Genomic DNA, 20,350 nt, shown 5'->3' on the forward strand with positions numbered 1-20,350 from the left:
ACGGTGCTTGTTTCAGACGGTGGCGGCATCGGCCGGGTCTTTGTTCTCGCTGCTTTCGCCGTTCTCGATCTCTTCGATCAGGCGGGTCTCGACCAGCAGGGCCAGGTCGGCGATGGTTGGCGCCTTGAAGAAGGCGGCCGGGTGGAGTTCGATCTCGTAGGCCTTGCGCACGCGCGCCAGGATCTGGATGGCGAGCAGCGAGTCGCCGCCCAGTTCGAACAGGTTGTCGTGGATGCCGACGGCGGTGATGCCCAGCATGTCCTGCCAGACCGCCGCGAGGCCGGTTTCGAGGTCGCCATCGGGCGCAACGTAGGGCGTGTCGAGTGCAGGGCGTGGATGGTTGCGGCGGCCGGCGCGTGCCGCATGGGCCAGGGGGCCGGACTCGATCAGCTCGAGCATGCCGCTGTCGAGTTCACCGAGGCGCTGCTCCAAATCGGTCGTGGAGATCACGACCTGCGAGAAGGCTGGTCCGTTGACGATGCGCTCGAGCGCCAGCGCGCCTTCGGGGCCGTCCATGCCGACGCCTTCGGGCAGCACCATGCCCGCGGCCATGCCGAGGTCGCGCCAGGCGTCCCAGTTGACCGAGAAGACGGCGTGGCGGGCGCTGCGCTGCACCTGCGCGGCCAATGCATCGAGATACGCGTTGGCCGCGGCGTAGTCGCTCATGCCGAGGCCGCCGGCCATGCTGGAGATGGACGAGCAGAAGAGCACGAAATCGAGTGCGTCTTCGCGCACCGCTTCGAGCAGTGCCTGCGTACCGCGCAGCTTGGGCGCGAACACGGCGTCGACCATGGCACGGTTGCGCTGGCCGATCATCCCGCTGTTGGCATGGCCTGCCGCGTGGATCACGCCGTGGATGGCGTCGAAACGCGCCCGGGCCTGTGCGGCGGCTGCCTGCATCTGCGCCGCATCGGCCACATCCGCCGACAGCACGAGCACTTCGCCGCCCAGCGCTTCGAGTTCCAGCAGCTGCAGCAGCTTCTGGCGCAATGCTGCCGGCTGCTCGGGCGATGCGGCCAGCGCTTCCCATCTGCTGCGCTCGGGCAGCGGGGTGCGTCCGAACAGCACCAGCTTCGCCTGCCACGACCTGGCAAGGTGCCGCGCCACGGAAAGCCCGACACCGCCGAGACCACCGGTGATCAGGTAGACGCCGTGGGTGCGCAGCCGCTGCTGCGGCCCGGCGCCCGGTGCCGGCAGGGCCAGCGGCTCATAGGCCTTCACCCAGCGATGCGGCCCGCGATATGCCACCACCGGCTCGTCATGACGCGCCGACACATCGGCCGCAAGCTGCTTCACCAGCCATGCCTCCGCGTCGCTGCCGGGCACGGGCAACACAACGTCGGTCACGCGGCAGTCGATGTGCGGATATTCCTGTCCGATCACCTTGGCCAGGCTGAACAACGTGGCCTTCTCGGGGCACAGGGGCTCCAGCCCGCTGACGTCTTCCATCTGGTTGGCGACGACCTGGATCGCCAGCTTGCGTTCGCTGCCGGCCGATACGGCGTCCAGCGCCTGCGCGAGGGCCAGCAGGCTGAAGAAACCGCGCTCCAGCATCTGGTCCGACTGCGAAGGCGCCGCGAGTTCGTCGTCAACGCTCCACAAGTGATGAATCTTCGAGACCGGCCCCAGCTCGGCCTGCACCTTGCGCAGCACCTGCTCGTGGTCGGACCGCTCGCCCGGACGCACCGCGTAGTGGCGCGGGCTGATCTCCACGAAGGCAGGCCCCTGCTCCACCCAGACCACGGGGTGCGTATCGGCATCATGGTGCAGGTGACGGATCAGGCTGTCCGTGAGGCTGCGTGTCTCGCCGAACACCAGCGTGCACGTGCCAGCCGGCGCAGGGGTCTGCACGGGCAACAGCGGTTCGGTGCGCTTCCAGGTGGGCACGTAGAAAACGTCGGTCGCCGCGCCTGTCGCGCCGGCCTTGGCGCCGCCCTCGAAACTGCCCGCCTCGACCCAGTACGACTGGCGCTGGAACGGATAGGTCGGCAGCGGCACTTGCCGACGCGGCTGGCCTGCGCGGCAGGCGGCCCAGTCGATCTGCACGCCGGCGCACCAGAGCGCGCCGGTGACGCTGGCCAGTTGCCGCTCGTTGCGGGCCTGCTGCTGCGGATGTGCCTGGCTAGCCCAGATGCCTGCAGCCGACGCGGCCAGCGGATGCTGCCGCGCGAGCCCGGCCAGCGTTTCGCCCGGGCCCACTTCGAGCACGACACGCCCGGCCACACCGAGCAGCACGGCCAACCCGTCGGCGAAGCGCACGGTACTGCGCAGATGGCTTGCCCAGTAGGCCGGATCCACCGCCTGCTCGGGCGTGATGGGCTTGCCGGTGACGTTGGAGATGAACGGGATGCGCGGCGCATGGCGCGGCACCGAGGCGACCACCTGCTGCAGCTCCGCCACGATGGACTCGGTCATGGCCGAGTGCGACGCAATGGCGACATGCAGGCGGCGCGGCAGCAGGCTGCGGGCGGACAGCTGCGTCTCGGCCGCCTCGATGGCCTGCAACGGCCCCGCGAGCACGCACAGCTGCTCGCCGTTGATCGCCGCGATGTCGCAGCCGGCCTGGAGGAAAGGTGCGAGTTCGGCCTCGGTCAGCGCGATGGCCGTCATCGCGCCAGCGGGCATCGACTGCATCAGGCGGCCGCGCGCGGTGACGATGCGCAGCGCGTCTTCCAGGCTGAACACGCCGGCCAGACAGGCCGCCACGTATTCGCCGAGGCTGTGGCCCAGCATCACGGCGGGCTGTACGCCGCGTGCCATCCAGGCGCGGGCCATCGCGTACTCGACGATGAACAGCACCGGCTGCGTGTATTCGATGCACGACAGCTTGTGGTCGGCTGCGGCTTCGGCACCGGCCGCCGGGTACAACAGCTGGCGCAGGTCCATGCCCATCGCGTCATTCAACAGGGCACAGCAGCGGTCGACTTCGCCGCGGAACACCGGGTCGTCGCGGTACAGCGCCGCGCCCATGTTGGCGTGCTGCGTGCCGCCGCCGGGGAAAAGGAAGGCGACCTCGGGCGCGGTGGCCGGCGCGCGCATCACCTGCTCGAAACCGCCCTCGGGCGACAGCAGCGTCTGCGCGGCCATGGCATTGCCGTTGGCGACGATGGCCGCGCGCAGCGGCTGCGCGCGACGGCCGCTCTGCAGCGTGTGCGCGATGTCGGCAAGCGACTGGTCGCTCGACGCTTCGAGGTGGCGGCCCAGTTGCCGGCCGGCTTGCTGCAGCGCGGCGGCATTCTGGGCCGACAGCGGCAGCACCTGCCAGCTGGACGATGTTTCGGCCGATTTCACGGCCGGCGCCTCTTCGAGCACCACATGCACATTGGTACCGCCGATGCCGAACGAGCTGACCCCCGCCCGACGCGGCGTGGCGCCCGTGGGCCATGCCTTGGTCGCTGCATTGACGTAGAACGGGCTCGCCGCGAAGTCGATCTGCGGATTGGGCCGCTCGAAATGCAGGCTCGCCGGCAGCGTCTTGTGCTTCAGCGCCATCACGGTCTTGATGAGGCCGGTGACGCCGGCCGCCGCGTCGAGGTGGCCCACGTTGGTCTTGACGGAGCCGATGGCGCAATAGCCGGTGCGTCCCGAATGGGCCTGGAAGGCTTGCGTCAGTGCGGCCAGCTCGATGGGATCGCCGAGCACCGTGCCGGTGCCGTGCGCCTCGATGTAGCCCACGGATTCGGCGGGCACACCGGCGATCAGCTGGGCCGCGCGGATGGCCTCGGCCTGCCCGTTGACGCTGGGCGCGGTGAAGCCGACCTTGTCGGCACCGTCGTTGTTGGCGGCGGAGCCCTTGATGACGGCGTGGATGGTGTCGCCGTCGCGCAGCGCGTCGTCCAGTCGCTTGAGCACCACGATGCCCGCGCCGCTGCCGATCACCGTGCCCGCGGCCTTCTCGTCGAAGGCGCGGCAATGGCCATCGGGCGACAGGATGGCTCCGGCCTGGTAGAGGTATCCGTTGTCCTGCAGCAGGTTGAGCCACACGCCGCCGGCAAGTGCCATGTCGCAGTCGTAGCCCAGCAGCGACTGGCAGGCTGTGTGCACCGCGGCCAGCGAGGTCGAGCACGCCGTCTGCACCGTGACGGCCGGGCCACGCAGGTTGAGCTTGTAGGCCACGCGGGTGCACAGCGATCCGCCGGAGTTGCCGCTCATGAGGCCCAGCAGGTCGGCAATGCCGCGTCCGTCGCCCAGGCCGAACGCTGGCAGCAGGTGCCGCATGAGGTACAGGTTGGGGCCTTCGCCCGCGTAGACGCCGATCTTGCCCGGCCAGCTGTGCGCGTCGCAGCCGGCGTGCTCCAGCGCGGCCCACGCGCACTCCAGGAAGATGCGCTGCTGCGGATCGAGGTACTCGGCCTCGCGCGGCGAGTAGCCGAAGAAGCCGGCATCGAACTGGTCGAAGCCCTTGAACTGGACGCCCGCCTTCACATAGGCCGGATCGTCGAGCAGCTCCTGCGAAACGCCTCGGGCGCGCAGCTGCTCGTCGGTGAAGCCAGCGACGGACTCCACGCCGTCGCGGATGTTGCGCCAGAACACGTCGACATCGTCGGCGCCCGGAAAGCGCCCCGCCATGCCGACGATGGCGATCTCGATGCCGGTGGTGGCGGCCGCATCGGGCTGCCCGGCCTGTTCGTTGGGGGTGTTCATCAGTTGACTCTTTCCGCGAATTTGCGACGTTGAAGCAAGGCGGCGCGCTGGCGCAGCGCACGGTCGTCGCCGGCCGTGGGCGACGACGCCGTGGGTGCGGCGGCGCCGCGCTCCATCCACTGGGCCAGCGAACCGACCGTGGGGTACTTGAAAAGCTGGACCAGGGCGACGGAAGTGCGCAGCCTGTCTTCGAGCAGGCGGTGCACGCGGACCAGCAGCAGCGAGTGCCCGCCGAGGTCGAAGAAGTTGTCGTGAATGCCGACCTTCTCCATCTGCAGCACTTCGGCCCAGATGGCGGCGATGGTTTCGGCGATGGGGCCTTGCGGGGCCTCGTAGGGTTTGTCGCTGGTGATGGCGGGGATGGGGAGCGCCTTGCGATCGACCTTCCCGTTCGCGTTCAGCGGCAACGCCTCCAGCTCCACGATCACGCTCGGAACCATGTAGTCCGGCAGCGCCTCGCCCAGCTTCTGCTTCAGGGCTGCCGTGTCGATCACCTGGCCCGCGTTGCCCGAGACATAGGCCACCAGCCGGGTCCCGGCCGGGCCCTCGTTCGCAACGACGACCGCTTCACGCACTTCAGGCTGGGCCTGCAGCCCCGCCTCGATCTCCCCCAGCTCGATGCGGAACCCCCGCACCTTCACCTGGTGGTCGATCCGCCCCAGGTATTCCAGCTGGCCATCGTTGTTCCACCGCACAAGGTCTCCCGTGCGGTACAGCCTGCTTCCGTTGTCGGTTGCAATGAACCTCTCGGCTGTGAGCCCTGCTCGCTTCAGGTACCCCCGCGCCAGATTGATGCCCCCCAGGTACAGCTCTCCCGCCACACCCGCAGGCACCTCGTTCAGGCTCCCGTCCAGCACGTACGCCTGCGTCTGGCTGATCGGACGTCCGATCGGAACCTGGCTGCTTCCATCATCCCGGCACGTCCACTGCGTCACGTGGATCGTCGTCTCCGTCGGCCCGTACAGGTTCTGCAGCGTCGCTCCGCTCAGCCTCTGCAGCGCCTCCCTCTGCGTGGCCGCGGGCATCGCCTCTCCCCCGCAGATGATGTGCTTGAGCTTCGTCGTCTTCTCTATCCCCTCGTACGCCAGGAACGCCTGCAGCATCGAGGGCACGAAGTTCAGCGTCGTGATCTGGTGTCTCTGGATCAACTCGACCAGCCGCACCGGGTCCCGGTGGTCTCCCGGATTGGCGATGACCAGCCGCGCTCCCGAGGTCAGCGGCCAGAACATCTCCCACACCGACACGTCGAAGCCGAAGGGCGCCTTGTGCAGCACCGTGTCCGCTCCAGCGAGGGTGTAGAACTCCTGCATCCACGCCATGCAGCTGAAGAGAGCCTCATGCCGGATGGCCGCTCCCTTGGGACGACCCGTGGAGCCGGACGTGTAGATCACGTAGGCCAGGTGTTCGCCGTGCAAAGAGACTTGGGGATCGGACGCGGGCTCGGCAGAGGTGTCGAGGGTGTCGAGCTCCAGCACTTGAAGGGAGTCGGCACCCGGGATCAGGCTGCGCAGGTGGCTCTGGGTCAGCAGCAGCTCGATGCCGCTGTCTTGCACCATGTAGGACAGGCGGTCTGCGGGGTACTCGGGGTCCAGGGGCACGTAGGCGCCGCCGGCCTTGAGCACCGCCAGGATGCCCACCATCATCTCGACGGAGCGTTCCACGCAGAGGCCCACCAGCACGTCCGGGCCCACGCCCGAGGCGATCAGGCGATGCGCCAGGCGGTTCGCGCGGGCATTGAGTTCGCCGTAGCTCAGGGCTTCGTCGCCGAAGACCAAAGCAGATGCCGAAGGCTTGAGCCTTGCATGAGACTCGATCTGGCGGTGCACCGGTTGGGCATCCTCGTGGCAGCGCGGGTTCTCGCTCCACGCCGCAAGCTGTGCGCGCTCGGCTTCGCCCACCAGCACCACATCCCCCACCGCCTGCTGCGGCTGCTCGACCAGCGCCCGCAGCACCGACAGGTAATGCCCTGCCATCCGCTCCACCGTCTCTCGATCGAACAGCTCCGAGGCGTAGACCAGGCTCAGCGTCAACCGGTCATCGGGCGTCTCGCGTGCTTCCAGCACGAGCTCGAATTGCGCCTCTCCATCTGGCAGCGCGTGGTGCGCCACCTCGAGTCCCGGCAGCCGTGCCAGCGCCCGGTAGTCTTCGATCAGGTGGTTGAACATCACCTGGAACAGCGGGCTCTGGCTCAGGCTGCGCTGCGGTTGCAGTGCCTCGACCAGTTGCTCGAACGGCAGGTCCTGGTGCGTCTGCGCGCCCAGCACCGCCTCTTTCGCCTGTGCCACGACATCCGACAGGCGCATGCGGGCGCCGATACGGTTGCGCAGCACGAGGGTGTTGACGAAGAAGCCGATGATGTTCTCCGCCTCGACCCCGCGCCGATTCGCCACCGGCGCGCCGACGCGAATGTCTTCCTGCCCGCTGTATCGGTGCAGCAGCACCTGGAAACCGGCAAGCAGCACCATGAACAGCGTGGCCCCTTCGCCTGCCGCCGCCCGGCGCAAGCCAGCCAGCAACTCTCCAGGCACTTCGACGCCATGGCGTGCCGCGCGGTATCCGATCCGCGCCGTGCGCGGATGGTCGGTCGGCAGCGCCAGCACCGGATGCTCTTCGCCGAGCTGCGAGCGCCACCAGTCCAGCTGCCGCCCGGCCTCGCCCTCGGCCAGCCAGCCGCGCTGCCACGCCGCATGATCGACATACTGGATGCGTGCCGCAGCGCGTCGCGAAGGCGTGCCGCCCTTCAGCCTTTCGGCATAACCGGCAGCCAGCTCATCGAGCAGCACCTGCATCGACGCACTGTCGGAAATGATGTGATGCATCACCACCACCAGAAAGTGCGACGTGTCTGAAAGGCGGATCAACGCAACGCGCAGCAATGGTCCCTGCGTCAGATCGAACGGCGTGGCGTGCAGGCGCTGCACCTCCTCTGCTGCACGCGCTTCGCGCTCGGCGGTGGTCGCGAGGTGGCGCAGGTCGATCAGGTTCAGGATCGGCGCCCAAGACGGGCTGATCAGTTGCTCGGCCGTTCCGTCTGCTCCTGCCAGGAACACCGTGCGCAGCGACTCGTGGCGCGCGGCGATGTCCTCGAATGCCGCATGCATCGCGACGGCATCCAGCACGCCCGACAGGCGCAGGGCGCCGCTCATGTGGTACGCAGTGCTCTGCGGCGCGAGCTTCCACAGGAACCACTGGCGCTCTTGCGCGTGCGACAGCGGCAAGGGCTGCAGCCGGCGCTCGGCGGACAGCGGCTCGACGGCCGCCACGCCCGACATGCGGCCCGGGCTGTCCTTGCGGTCGCGCACGATGGCCGCGCAGGCGGTCAGCCGGGGATGCTCGAAGAGATCGCGCAGTTCGAACCCGATGCCCCAATGCCGGGCAATACGCGCGCAAGCTTGAACCGCTGCAAGCGAATTGCCGCCCGAGGTGAAGAAATGCGCGTCGTGCGCGAGTTCGCGATCCTCGGGCCACCTGAGCACGTCCTTCCAGATGGCCGAGACCGCCAGCCCGATTTCATCGAGCACCGGCGCCTCCGGCTGGGTGGAAGGCCCGCTGCCGCCATGCGTGAAGACACCGCGTTCGTGGATCGCATAGGCATCGAGGCTGCGCGCCGCAAGCCCCGCGCGGCACGCCTGGCGTTGCAGCTTGCCGCTCGACGTCTTGGGCAGCGCGCCCGGATTGAGCAGCACCACGGCGGCAGGCGCCTCGCCGAACACCTCGCTGACGGCAGCACCCAACGCATCGACCAGCACGTGCGGCGGCACGAGCTTCTGCATGCTGCGCGAAACCTCCGCGGCCACCCCGATGCCTTCGCCATCGGGCCCCGACACCGCGAAGGCGGCGACGCGCCCCTTGCGCACGGCATCGATCTCGGCCTCGACCGTGCGCTCGATGTCCTGCGGGTAGATGTTGTGCCCGCGCACGATGATCAGGTCCTTGATGCGGCCCGTGACGTAGAGCTGGCCGTCGTGCATGAAGCCGAGGTCGCCCGTGCGCAACCAGCGTCGCCCCTCGTGCATGGCGAAGGTCTCGCGGGCCTCGCGCTCCTTGCCCCAGTAGCCTGCGCAGATGCTCGGGCCACCGGCCCAGATTTCACCGACGCGGCCCGCTTCGAGCGCAGCGAGCGAATCGGGGTCGGTGATGCGCACCTCATGGCGATCCGGCGCGGCACCGCAGCCGACCAGCATCGTGCCCTGGGCGCTTTCAGCACCTTCGCCCCTGGCCAGTGCATCGGCGGAGAAAGTGCGCGCGACCAGTCCGGCACCGCGCCGGCCGCCGGTGACGAACAGGGTCGCTTCCGCGAGTCCGTAGCAGGCATATACGGCATCGGGACCGAAGCCCGCGGGCGCGAATCGCTCGATGAATTCGGTTTCGGTGTCGGCGCGTACGGGTTCGGCGCCCGTGTAGGCGACACGCCATGTTGAAAGATCCAACCCCGCCAGGCGCGAACCTTTCACGCGGTCGAGACAGAGGCGGTAGGCGAAGTCGGGGCCACCGCTGAGGGTGGCGCGATGACGCGAGATCAGCTCGAGCCAGCGAACCGGGCTTTCGAGAAAGTAGCGCGGCGAGGTCAGCACCAGCGGAATGCCGCTGTAGAGCGGCTGCATGAGGCCGCCGATCAGGCCCATGTCGTGATAGAGCGGCGCCCACGACACGAACTTGTCGTCCGGGCCGATGCCCATGCCGTCGCGGATGGCGCGCTCGTTGGCGATGAGGTTGCCATGGGTCACGATCACGCCCTTGGGGGCAGAGGTCGAGCCGGAGGTGTATTGCAGGAACGCGGCATCGTCCGCCGCGGGCGAGAACGGCGTCCACGCATCGGCAAGGGCGAGGTCCACCTCGCTGACGGCGACGATCTCGGCCTGCGCGAACGCATCAGGTGCGCCGGTCATCGCGGCACGCATCGCCGCCGAGGTGAGCACGCAGCGCGCCTGCGAATCCTCTGCAATGCCCGTCAGCCGCGCGAGATGCTGCGGCCTCATGGATTCGGGCGGAAACACCGGCACCGCGATCACGCCGGCATAGAAGCACGCCAGCATGCTCACTGCGTAGTGGTCGTCGTTGTCGAGCATGACCAGGGCACGCTCGCCCTTGGCGAACTGCCGTTGCAGGCGGGCCGCCAGCGCACGAACGCGCGCCTCGAAGACGGCGTAGGTGATCGGCTTCTCGAAGTAGGCGCCATCCGCTTCGCCCGCCACCGTGAGCCAGACATCGTCCGGCCGGCCTTGCGCCAATGCCCGCAGGTGTTCCACGAAATTCGCGGACATCGGGTGATGCCCCAGATTCAGCGTCGTTGCCGCCGTGCGTGCCATCTCGCTCACTCCAGAAAATTAGAAAGGGCGCTGCCGGCGCCGGGCCGGCAGCGTTCACTCATGCCGGCGTGCTGGCGCACCACGGGGCGGCATCCGGGCGACAGGCCTCGATGCCTGCTGGCAATGCGTCACGCAACCGCATGAGATGCATGCCGCCCTCCAGCCACGGACAGCCCCAGGCGACGCGCCAGTGCAGCCAGGACTGCCGCCTCGTGCTGGCGGATGAAGAAGTGGCCACCATCGAACCAGTCGAGCGAGAACGCGCCACCGGCGTGCGCCGACCAGGCCTCGACGCGCGCAGCGTCGATGTCGTCCTGCCGGCCCGCGAAGACATGCAGGGGCATGGGCAGGGGCATGTCCGCCGACACATATTCGAAGCTCTGACAGACGCGGTAGTCCGCGCCCAACGTGTCGAGGGTGATGCGCATCAGCTCGGCACTGGCGAAGACCTCCTCGGGCGTGCCGCCCTGCTTGCGCAGATCGGCGATCAGCGCGTCCTCGTCATGCGTGTCAGGGAGGCGATCCGGATCGCGCTGCGACGGCGCCGAACTGCCCGACGCAAAAAGCGCCAGCGGCAACGGCCGACCGAGCGAGCGCAGTCGCTGCACGACACCGTAGGCCAGCAACGCGCCCATGCTGTGACCGAAGATCGCGAAGCTGCCCTGCATCGCGGCCGCCTGCTCCGTGCAGATCCCCTCGACCAATGCGTCGTAGGTCTCGACGAAGCGCTCGCCCATGCGCATGCCCCGGCCCGGCAGTTCGACGGGCACGACCTCGATCCAGCGCGGCAGCAGTTGCCGCCAGCGCAGATACATCGTTGCGCTGGCTCCCGCACAGGGCAGGCACAGCAGCGAAACCCTCGCCGGCCCGGCCATCAGCTTGCGGCAGCTTCCACGGAAGGCGCGCGATCCTGCGCAGCCATCCAGTCGCGCAGCGACCTGGGACGCATGTCGGTCCAGTTCTTCTCGACGAACTCGAGCGCAGCCTTCTTGTCGCCCTTCACGCCATCGACAGCCTTCCAGCCGCTGGGGACGGCCTTCCAGTGGGGCCAGATGGAATATTGGTCTTCCTCGTTGATCAGAACGATGAAGGTTTCGTCTTCGCGATCGAAGCAGCTGGTAGACATGGGTGGTCCTTGTGCGGTTGATGGAGGAAGCTCGCGGGCAAGCGGACCGGCAGGCGGTCGATTGCTGCGCTTCTGATCAACATGACGATTCGGGACCGAATCTGTTCACCCCGGGCTCCGGGGGTGGCGGGAGGGAGACCGGCCGGCGGCGATCAGGCGTCGCGGTCGGGTTCCGAGTCTTCGGAGGTGGCCCGGCCCTGGCTCTTCTTCCACGCATCGACGTCGATGGTGGGCGGCACGAGGCCGGCGAGCAGCCAGAGCCGGGCGGCCTTGTGGTAGGCCTTGCGGTGGGCGGGGTCGGCGAGCAGCCATGCCACCAGTTCGACACGCGAGCCCTCGCCGAAATTCTCGCGATCATGCTCGCGCCGCACCCAGTCCCATGCGGTGCGCCAGATGAGGTCGTCTTGCTCTTGTGCCATGCGTGTACGGTTTTACCTTACACCAGCCGGCACCGGAGCTCGCTCGCGCAAGTCAATCCTTGATCAGGTGGCGCATTGCGCCGATGACTTCGTCCGCTTCGGCGATCAGGCGGTTCACGAGCCCGAGCGCGCAGCCCATCTGCACTGCGATGTCGCGCTGCGTGAGTCCTTCGAGCCGGTAGAGCTGGAAGGCCACGCGCGTCCTCGGGGACAAGGCCGACAGCGCCTGCTCGATCAGGCCGACCACCTGCCTGTCCCTCATCACGCGGTCGGGCGATGGCGGGCCCGGGACATCCAGCGTCTCCACGTCCACATCGAAGGTGCGGTAGGTGGCTTCGAGCGACTGGCGGCGGCAGTGGTCGAGCGCCAGATTGCGCACCACCTGACAGCAGTAGCCCATGGGCTTGTCGACCTTGCGGTCACAGGCACCGTCGGCGATCCGGAGATAGGCGTCCTGCACGACGTCATCGGCAAGGTCCGCGGTACGAACGATCCTGCGGGCCACGTGGAGGAGTTGGGCCCGGTTGGCGACAAAAACATCCCCCAGAGAAGACTCGGACGAGAGTGACAGCATTTTTTGAACAACTCCAGATTGGGCCAGGCATCGAATCTCGAAACAGCGCACGTCGGGCGCCTTGGCGTGGCTGCAGCCCGCTCAGTTCGGGCGTCCAGCTCACACATTTAAATAAGAATCATTAATATTTACAAAAGGATGACAGCGCAAATTTGCGAATGTGTCCTTACTCCTATAGACGTTTGGACGCACCAAACAGAGACATCCCACCAGCGCACCAAAAAGCCGAAAGCCGGGCCCATCTAAAATCCCGCCCCTTTGCCCCGCTCCGTTTCCTGCCCCCTCATGAACATCGTCGTCAACGAAGAACTCAAGGCTTACATCGACCCCATGACACCGGAGGAACACGAGGCGCTGGAGCGGAGCATCCTCGCCGAGGGTTGCCGCGACGCGCTCGTACTGTGGGGCGACGTGCTGGTGGACGGCCACAACCGCTACGGCATCTGCCAGAAACATGGCCTGCCGTTCAAGACCGTGCAGAACCCGCGCTTCAAGACCATCGAGGACGTGCACCTCTGGATGATCGACCAGCACCTGGGCCGGCGCAGCATTTCGGACTATCTGCGCGGCGTCCTCGCGCTGAGGAAGAAGGACATCGTCGACCAGCAGCGCAGCCGTTCCGCAATGGCACCGGCGGAGTCGGCCCCCTTCTCGTCGGACGCGCCGTTCGACGTCGATCCGCCCGCCGACGCGACGCCGGAAGACGATGCGGCTGCGGCGTCCCTGCCGCCGCCCGCGCCGCTCAACAGTCGCGAGGCCATCGCCAAGGCTGCGCGCCTGAGCAGCAGTCAGGTCGTGATGATCGAGAAGATCCAGAAGCAGGCTGCGCCGGAACTGGTGGCGGCCGTGAAATCGGGTGTGATCTCGATCAACACCGCGGCGGCCGTGGCCACGCTGCCGGCCGAAGAGCAGGTCTCGGCCGCGAACGCGGGCAAGGACGAACTCAAGCAGGCAGCCAAGCGCGTGCGCGAGTCGAAGAAGAAGCCGCGCGCGGAATCCGCCGAAGCGTCTTCAGAGGACGAAGGCAGCGCGGACACGCTTCAGGCGCTGCAGCAGCGCGTGGCGGACCTCACTGCCGAGAACGAATCGCTGCGTAGGCAAGTCGCCGAGCTGCAGGCGCAGCTCGGGCATTGAACTCGCCGCCGGTCCGCTCAGGACCGGCGGGTTTCTTTTCTACCGGAACTGACTAGGGCTGGATCGCGCTGATCTTCGCACCCGACAGCGAAACGCCGGCCTCAAGCCCCACGTTGGTCATCACGAATCCCACCACGGGCTGGCGAAGGGTGTTCGTGTCGATGCTGCCGTTGGCCCCGATGGTTGCGAGTGCCACGGTGGCATCCGCACCGGCCGTCCAGCCCTTGCTGTTACGGAACTGGTCAAGCGCCGCCTGGGTGGTGAAGACATAGATCACCGCCTTCGACTGCGCACCGGCCTGGAATCCCACGGAGCCGGCGGTCGTGCTGTAGTAGGACTGCGTGCGCCCGTTCACGCGCAGGGCGCCCCGCCCGTACTCGGCGCCCACGCCCATGCTGGCCCCCACCACGGCGGGGAACACCAGCACGCCGCTCGACCTGGCTACCAGCTCACGCGAGCCCTTCACGGAGTCGTACAGCTTGGAGAGCGATGCATCGACCTGAGCGTCGATGGAAGTGCGCGAAGACGCGCTGCTGGCCTGGTCCTGCGGCCGCGTGGTGGTGCACCCGACGAATGCCAGGCTGCACGCCGCCACGATGGACGAGAACGCCAGCGTTCGGAAGTTCATGGCTTTCATGACGGAATCCTTTCCTTGTTGAGAACATGGATCGGCAATGAACGAGAACTCTGCCTGCGATGGCAGATCGGCTCATGCTAAGTCCGCGAAAACCGGGCAAATCCGGTTGAAGGCATCGGCCTACGCAAGGTCACGGCGTCGATGAACCGATGGCCGCTCGTCCTACCGAATCAGGCGCAATGTTCGTGCAATGCGGGTTCGTAGCATCGCGGCTCTGGTGCGGGCGGCTGCACAAGGCCGTCCGCGATCTGGCATCGAACCGACTTCGCGCACTCCCATGACACTCGATCTCGCAAGGTTTCCGCGCCACTCTCGCTCCGGCAGCGCCCGCCGCCTCGCACTGCCGGACGCACTGCGCGGCTTCGCGCTACTGTGCGCGCCTGTGCTCAATCTGTTCAGTGCTTCGGCGCTCGAGTTCGCCGCAACGTCTGCCGCCCTCCTCGCGCTGCTCTTCGGCGTGAGCTTCGCGACGCGGGTCGGCCGGCCCGGCGAGAAGACTGGGGCCGTGCGCCTGCTCTCGCAACGCATGCTGAAGGAGTCGGTTGCATACCAGCACCTGTGGGCTCGCCTGCTGCAGGCTGCACTTGCCGTCAGCCTTGTCGCGATCGCGCTGCCGCAAGGCATGGCACCGATCGCGCCGGCCCTGTTCGCGTTCTGCATCGCGGCATTCGTGCTGGTGTTCCAGCAGCCGCGCTTGCGCCGACGGCTGTGCAAGCTCGCCCCCATGGGACGCATGGCATCGGCGAACTACCTCGTGCAAGTGCTGTTCTTGCTTGGCCTTTTCCATGCGCTGGAGCCGCGCTTCGGGCTCCTGCTGGGGGTTGCCTTGCCCTGTGTCGCGATTGCCTTGCTGCAGGCCGTGTTCAGCTGCCTATGGCTCGCGCGGTCTCGCTCAAGGTCCGTGAGGTGGGCACACCCTGAGGGGCAGGCTGTCTGAACACAGCCTGCCCCCTCGTTCACCGCTTGCTCAGGGCAAGACTGAGATGCGGTTGGGCGTCGGAGGCGCCAGCGGGCTGTTCGCCTTGATGTAGGCCTCCAGGGCATCCACGTCCTGGTCGCCGCCGAGCGCGTCGGTGCCCTGGTTGAAGGCGGTGAAGTTGTCGCCGCCGGTGGCCAGGAAGCTATTCATCGTCACGCGGTAGCTGGTGCCGTCGGCCATCGCGGTGCCGTTGAGCGACATGTTGGTGATGCGTGAACCAGCGGGTGCCGAAAGGTTGAAGCTGTATTTGAAGCTTGCGGAAGGCAGCAGCACCTTGGGCGAAGTCGTGGTGTTGGAGCCGCTGTTGAACTGCTGCTCCAGCACTGCCTTGATCTGCGCGCCGGTCATGGTCTTCACCACGAGGCTGTTGCCGAAGGGCTGCACGGCGAAGATCTGACCGTAGGTCACGCTGCCGTCGCCGGCGGGCGCGAGGTCGGCGCGCACGCCGCCCGGGTTCATGAAGGCGATCTGCGCAGCTCCCTTGCCGGCCGGACTGGTTGCGGCCAGTTGCGCATCGGCGATCAGGTCTCCCAGCACGCTTTCCTTGGTCTGCGGGTCCTGCGCGCGCGTAGCCGTCGTAGTGAGCGAGCCCACCACACGCTGCACCAGCGGCCCCGCAATCGCGAGGTACTGGCTGATGAGCGCAGCCACTTCCTGGTTCTTGCCGAAGACGGGGTACTGGTCGGTCAGCGCTACGGTGGTGGCGCCGCTGGTGTAGGCCTCGCCCTGCACGATCACGTTGTCGGCGGTCTTGGCCGTCACCTTGCGCGTCTTCGTGTCGATGGTGAGGTTGATGTCGGTCAGCAGCGTGCCGTACTGGCCCGCGCTGGTCAGCAGGAAAGGCTTGGCCGGGTTCGTTTTGCCGTAGTCGCACACGTAGGAGCGGTGCGTGTGGCCCGAGATCACGACGTCGACCGCGGAGTCGAGCTTGTTGAGGATCGGCAGGATGTCGCCGCTCAGGCCCGTGCAGCTCTTGTCGTTGTAGCCCACGGTGGTGGTGCCGCCTTCGTGGATGACGACGACGATGGCGTCCGCGCCCTGCGACTTCAGCTGCGGAATCAGCGCGTTGGCCGTGTCGGCTTCGTCCTTGAAAGTGAGGCCCGCAACGCCGGCCGGCGTCACGATGTTCGGCGTGCCTTTCAGCGTCATGCCGATGAAGGCCACCTTCACCGTGGCGCCGTCCTTCGTGAAGGTCTTCATGCCGGTTGCGGGAAACAGCGTGTTGCCGTCGCCCTTCACGGTGTTGGCCGCGAGGAAGCCGAAGTTGGCGCCCGGGAAGCTCTTGTTCACGCGGCAGGGCTCGAGCGCGGTGTTCTTCGCGCAGCCGCCGTTCTTCATGCGCAGCAACTCGGTCTGGCCCTTGTCGAACTCGTGGTTGCCGACCGCGTTGAAGTCGATCTTCATCGCGTTGACGGCTTCGATGGTCGATTCGTCGAGGAAGAGCGCTGAGACCAGCGGCGACGCGCCGATCATGTCGCCGGCCGAGACAACGGCGTTGTTGGGGTTCTGCGCCTTCAGCGAAGCGATGGCCGAGGCCATGTAGGCCGCGCCGCCGGCAGGCACAGGCACCGTGCCACCGCTCTTGGCGGGCGCGGTGATCGACAGCTTCGGCGGCTCGAGGTTGCCGTGCAGGTCGTTGAAGGCGATGAGCTTCACGTCCATGCTGCCGGGAACGGCGGGCGCAGGCGCCGGAGGATTGCCGGCCGTGGGTGGCGGCACGAAAGGAATGAAATTGTTCGAATTGCCGCTGCCGCCGCAGGCAGTCAGCGAAGCCACCACCACGCCGGCGAGGGCGAAGTGCTTCAACGATGGGTGCATGGGAACCTCTCTCCTCGGTTTTTGGAAATGCCGCAGCGGATGCTGGACACGACTCATGACGAGGCCATGAAGGCCCCATGACGGGGCGAGAAGATCCAAAGAGGCGTCGTCGCCGCTCAGGGCAACTGCACGAGGCGGATCGCGATGCCGGGACCGAATGCAGCCTGCAGGAGCGCTTTTGCCTGCATGCTGCGCTCGTCGGTCGGCGACTGCACCGCGAGCAAGCCTTCGGTCGACCGACGCTGCAGGTGCCAGCCCTCCTGTCCGAGGAGGATGACCTTGGCGAGCGCCGCCGCGTCTGCCACCGGCGGCGCGGTGGGCGTGATGTCGAGCCAGTCGGTCACCTGGTCGCTCTCGCCGCCCAGGCGCGCGGCCGCGCCTTCCGCTAGGGAGCGCTGGGTGGCGACGTCCTGCACCGTTCCCTGCAGAACGATGCCTCCGCCGTGCCATCGGATTTCGAGCGACGGAGCTGCGTCGGCCACGCGGACCTCGGTGGCACTGCCACAGGCCAGATGCCATCCGACGACCGCCGCCAGGATCGCGAGGCAGGCAATCGACAGCGCAAGAAATCTTCGGATCGGCTTCGTCATTCGAGGCGCGAGCGTGCCACGCGGCACGTGACGCCGGTATGACGCGCCATCGCCCGGCGGACAGCCATTCGATCTGCACGGATAAGCGCACGCCAAAGCACCCGCAGGACACCGGATTCCTATACGCTTGGGTTCCGTCCCCCGCATTCCCCAACATCCCGAGGAACGAAGCCATGGCAGCCAATGCGAAAGTCACAGGAAATGTCGAATATCGGGCTGGCGACGGCCCCCTGATCCTCATTCCCCAGGGCCCCATCGAGATTCAACTGGCGCCTGACAGCGCCGTGCTGAGCTGGGGCGACGCCGGCAACATGCAGACGACGGCGATTCCGATCGCCGAGTACGAACGCTATCTGAGCGAGGGCGTGATCCAACCCGACTGAGGAAGAACCAGCGCATCGACAGGCAAGGTGCGCCGCCCATGAAAAAACGGCCCTTTCGGGCCGTTTTTCGTTTCTGCGTTCGCAGCGCATGGCCGCGACGCTTTCGTCACTGCCTCTTACTTCTTCTTGGCAGCGGCGGCCTTCTTGGCGGGCGCGGCAGCCTTCTTCGCGGCGGGCTTGGCGGCCACAGCCTTGCTGTCGGCCTTGCGCTTTGCAGCCTTCGGGTCCACGGCGGCCTTGAAGGCTGCGCCCGGCACGAACTTCGGCACCTTCTGTGCGGCGATCTTGATCTTGGTGCCGGCGCTGGGGTTGAAGCCCGAGCGAGCGGCGCGCGCCACTTGCTTGAAAGTGCCGAAGCCGACGATCTGGACGGGGTCGTCCTTCTTCACGGCGGCGACGATCGAGCTGGTGATGGTCTCGAGAACGCGCGCGGCTTCTGCCTTGCTGAGGTTGTGGGCGGCGGCGATTTTTTCGACGAGTTCGATGCGGTTCAACTGAGTTTCCTGATAGGTTTAATTTCGCCATGTTGCCTATGGCGGCGCAGCACGAATACAAGCTGCAAGCGGGGCGGAGTTTATTCGACTGCGAGAGCCCGGATGTAACGCGGTCGCTTCAAACCTTCATCTATCGATCTTCGATCAGTGCTTCTGCCTGCATTGCTGCATGTACAGCGGGGCGTTTCGCGACCGACTTCATGTAGCGGACGATCGCCGGCCACGGCGAGAAATCGAGTCCTGCATGACGGCCGAGACGCAGGATCGGATAGAGGTACGCATCCGCGATGGTGAAGCATTCGCCGAGGATGTACGGCCCCGGCTGCACCAGCGATGCGACGCGTTCGAAGGCCCGGGTGTCTGCGATGAGGCTCTGCTTGTAGCTTGCCGGCACGTCGGGATCGAACATGGGCGCGAAGCCCTTGTGCAGCTCGGTCGCGACGAAGCTCAGGGCCTCGGCCAAACGATGACGCGCCATGGTGCCGGCCGTCGGTGCAAGCTGCGACGCCGGAGCGAGATCGGCGAGGTACTGCAGCACGGCAATGCCTTCGGTCAGCACCTCGCCGTCGTCGAGCTCGAGCGCGGGCACCTTGCCCATGGGGTTGATCGGCAGATAGCTCTGCCCGGTGGAAGGCAGCGTCTTGGTTTCGAGGTCGACACGGATCATCTCCGCGCTCAGGCCGGCCTCGTGCAGCACGATGTGCGGGGACAATGAAGAAGCACCGGGGCTGTAGAAGAGTTTCATGATCGGCTCCTGTTGATGGTCAGACGGGCTGTGTCGATGTGATCGATGTGCACGCCACGAATGGTGGCCGCGAGGAGCTTCATGAAAAAGCAGGCTGAAGGCACAAGACTGATGAGCCGGACTCACGAGTTGCCCATATCGGAAGCCGATGCACGCGTATTCGTGACGGTGGCCAATGCGGGCAGCTTCACCGCTGCCGCGGCGCTGCACGCGATGACGCCGTCGGCCGTGAGCAAAGCCATCGGTCGACTCGAGAGCGACCTCGGCGTGCAGCTACTGACGCGCACGACGCGGGCGCTGCATCTGACCGAGGAAGGCATGGCGTTTCACGAACGTTGTGCGCGAGCCTTCGAACTGCTGGCGGAAGCGGTGGAAGAAGCTGGGGCGGGCGCGCATGCGGTGTCCGGCACCGTGCGCGTGGGATTGCCGCCACTCTTCGGCACATTCGTCGTCGCGCCTATGCTGCCGGCGCTGCTCGCGCGACATCCGAAACTGCGCATCGAGATCGTGTCGACCATGCTGCTGTCGGACATCTTCGATCTGGGGCTGGATGTCGCGATCGCCGTGGGCGCCCTGCCCGATTCGAGCCTCGTGGCACGTCCGTTGGGATACGGGCAGTTCGTCACCGTCGCGGCACCTGCGTGTTTCGGAGGGAGGTCGCGGCCATCACGACCTGAAGAACTCCTCGCGCACCAGTGCCTGGCCTATACGCGGCCGGATGGTCGGGAGGAGTCATGGAACTTCAAGACACCGGAAGGGCCGCTGCAGATCGAGACGCGCGCCGATGTGCGCTCGGACGACATGCATCACCTTGCGGCGATGACGGTGACAGGACTGGGCATCGCGCATCTGCCGATGTTCGTCGTGAACGAGCACATCGCCAGCGGTCGATTGGACAGGCTGCTGCAGGACTTCGAGCCTGCGCCAAAGCTTGCATCGCTGGTCTATCCGGCGAGTCGCTCGATGCCACGCCGCGTGCGTGCCTTCATCGACTTCCTGCTGTCGGGCAAACAGCAACTCGCGGGCGTGATGCGCCCGAGTCCGCTGATCGAATAGAGGGAAGAAGAGAAGAGGCCAGAAAGTGAAAAGCCCTTGCAACTCATTGAGCTGCAAGGGCTTCTGACTGGCGGAGTGGACGGGACTCGAACCCGCGACCCCCGGCGTGACAGGCCGGTATTCTAACCAACTGAACTACCACTCCTGGTAGACAACGTTCGCTCCTTGCGGAACCGAGTGTTGACGACTCATGCCTGCTTCACTGAAGTGAAACTGGCGACCCTACGGGGATTCGAACCCCGGTAGCCACCGTGAAAGGGTGGTGTCCTAGGCCTCTAGACGATAGGGTCAAAACCTTGGACGTGCTGCGATCAGCATCTCTAACCATCTCGACACACTGGTGGAGGTAAGCGGGATCGAACCGCTGACCTCTTGCATGCCATGCAAGCGCTCTCCCAGCTGAGCTATACCCCCGTGTGGGTGTCGAGCCTCAGATTATAGC

15 protein-coding genes and 3 tRNA genes are annotated in these 20,350 nt (G+C 66.6%); 4 read left to right on the forward strand and 14 right to left on the reverse strand.

Annotated elements, in window-relative coordinates; translation table 11 throughout:
* Positions 1–12 precede the first annotated feature (12 nt).
* From ABL840_RS28065 to ABL840_RS28090, 6 genes are all read right to left on the reverse strand, one after another.
* Positions 13–4,644: a type I polyketide synthase gene (locus tag ABL840_RS28065; protein ID WP_093308079.1), complete on the reverse strand. Its 4,632-nt coding sequence runs from the start codon at positions 4,642–4,644 to the stop codon at positions 13–15.
* A complete protein-coding gene (locus tag ABL840_RS28070; protein WP_418116034.1) occupies positions 4,644–9,908 on the reverse strand; it encodes an amino acid adenylation domain-containing protein in 5,265 nt (1,754 codons plus the stop codon). Before ABL840_RS28070 ends, ABL840_RS28065 begins: the two co-directional genes overlap by 1 nt.
* Before the next feature lie 173 nt (positions 9,909–10,081).
* Positions 10,082–10,828: a thioesterase II family protein gene (locus ABL840_RS28075; protein WP_093305223.1), complete on the reverse strand. Its 747-nt coding sequence runs from the start codon at positions 10,826–10,828 to the stop codon at positions 10,082–10,084.
* Positions 10,828–11,079, reverse strand: a complete 252-nt coding sequence (locus ABL840_RS28080) for an MbtH family protein (RefSeq protein WP_093305225.1) — start codon at positions 11,077–11,079, stop codon at positions 10,828–10,830. Before ABL840_RS28080 ends, ABL840_RS28075 begins: the two co-directional genes overlap by 1 nt.
* 152 nt (positions 11,080–11,231) lie before the next feature.
* Positions 11,232–11,498 (reverse strand): DUF4880 domain-containing protein, encoded by a 267-nt coding sequence (locus tag ABL840_RS28085; protein WP_093305227.1) that lies wholly within the window; start codon positions 11,496–11,498, stop codon positions 11,232–11,234.
* 52 nt (positions 11,499–11,550) lie between these two features.
* On the reverse strand, positions 11,551–12,072 hold the full coding sequence (locus tag ABL840_RS28090) for a sigma-70 family RNA polymerase sigma factor (protein WP_093305229.1): 522 nt from the start codon (positions 12,070–12,072) through the stop codon (positions 11,551–11,553).
* A 285-nt stretch (positions 12,073–12,357) separates the two neighbouring features.
* On the opposite strand from ABL840_RS28090, the gene ABL840_RS28095 reads away from it, so the two are divergent.
* Positions 12,358–13,206: a plasmid replication/partition related protein gene (locus tag ABL840_RS28095; protein WP_093305231.1), complete on the forward strand. Its 849-nt coding sequence runs from the start codon at positions 12,358–12,360 to the stop codon at positions 13,204–13,206.
* A 52-nt stretch (positions 13,207–13,258) separates the two neighbouring features.
* Here ABL840_RS28095 and ABL840_RS28100 read toward each other — a convergent pair whose 3' ends face one another.
* Positions 13,259–13,843, reverse strand: a complete 585-nt coding sequence (locus ABL840_RS28100; RefSeq protein ID WP_093200389.1) for a YSC84-related protein — start codon at positions 13,841–13,843, stop codon at positions 13,259–13,261.
* A 277-nt stretch (positions 13,844–14,120) separates the two neighbouring features.
* Here ABL840_RS28100 and ABL840_RS28105 point away from each other — a divergent pair, with 277 nt between their 5' ends.
* Positions 14,121–14,780 carry a DUF418 domain-containing protein gene (locus ABL840_RS28105; protein WP_176947562.1) on the forward strand — a complete coding sequence of 220 codons (660 nt, stop codon included), beginning with the start codon at positions 14,121–14,123 and terminating at the stop codon, positions 14,778–14,780.
* 30 nt (positions 14,781–14,810) lie between these two features.
* On the opposite strand, the gene ABL840_RS28110 is transcribed toward ABL840_RS28105, so the two are convergent.
* The gene (locus tag ABL840_RS28110; protein WP_093305235.1) at positions 14,811–16,640 is read right to left on the reverse strand and encodes a bifunctional metallophosphatase/5'-nucleotidase; all 1,830 of its coding nucleotides are present in this window, start codon (positions 16,638–16,640) and stop codon (positions 14,811–14,813) included.
* Positions 16,641–16,756: 116 nt separating this feature from the next.
* Positions 16,757–17,230 (reverse strand): hypothetical protein, encoded by a 474-nt coding sequence (locus ABL840_RS28115; protein ID WP_093200380.1) that lies wholly within the window; start codon positions 17,228–17,230, stop codon positions 16,757–16,759.
* Between the two features lie 173 nt (positions 17,231–17,403).
* On the opposite strand from ABL840_RS28115, the gene ABL840_RS28120 reads away from it, so the two are divergent.
* Positions 17,404–17,613: a hypothetical protein gene (locus ABL840_RS28120; protein WP_093200377.1), complete on the forward strand. Its 210-nt coding sequence runs from the start codon at positions 17,404–17,406 to the stop codon at positions 17,611–17,613.
* 116 nt (positions 17,614–17,729) lie between these two features.
* Here the strand turns inward: ABL840_RS28120 and ABL840_RS28125 are convergent, their stop codons facing one another.
* Together ABL840_RS28125 and gstA are read right to left on the reverse strand one after the other, a co-directional pair.
* Complete coding sequence (locus ABL840_RS28125; protein ID WP_093200374.1) at positions 17,730–18,107, reverse strand: HU family DNA-binding protein; 378 nt, start codon at positions 18,105–18,107, stop codon at positions 17,730–17,732.
* Positions 18,108–18,237: 130 nt separating this feature from the next.
* Complete coding sequence (gene gstA, locus ABL840_RS28130; protein ID WP_093305237.1) at positions 18,238–18,852, reverse strand: glutathione transferase GstA; 615 nt, start codon at positions 18,850–18,852, stop codon at positions 18,238–18,240.
* An 81-nt stretch (positions 18,853–18,933) separates the two neighbouring features.
* Between gstA and ABL840_RS28135 the strand changes: the two genes are divergently transcribed.
* The gene (locus tag ABL840_RS28135; protein WP_176947563.1) at positions 18,934–19,908 is read left to right on the forward strand and encodes a LysR family transcriptional regulator; all 975 of its coding nucleotides are present in this window, start codon (positions 18,934–18,936) and stop codon (positions 19,906–19,908) included.
* 68 nt (positions 19,909–19,976) lie between these two features.
* On the opposite strand, the gene ABL840_RS28140 is transcribed toward ABL840_RS28135, so the two are convergent.
* From ABL840_RS28140 to ABL840_RS28150, 3 genes are all read right to left on the reverse strand, one after another.
* Positions 19,977–20,053 (reverse strand) — tRNA-Asp (locus ABL840_RS28140).
* Between the two features lie 69 nt (positions 20,054–20,122).
* Positions 20,123–20,198 (reverse strand) — tRNA-Glu (locus ABL840_RS28145).
* A 48-nt stretch (positions 20,199–20,246) separates the two neighbouring features.
* A tRNA-Ala gene (locus ABL840_RS28150) sits at positions 20,247–20,322 on the reverse strand.
* Positions 20,323–20,350: the final 28 nt, after the last annotated feature.

The sequence above is a fragment of the Variovorax sp. NFACC27 genome (genome assembly GCF_048301545.1).
Classification (GTDB): Bacteria; Pseudomonadota; Gammaproteobacteria; order Burkholderiales; family Burkholderiaceae_C; genus Variovorax; species Variovorax gossypii.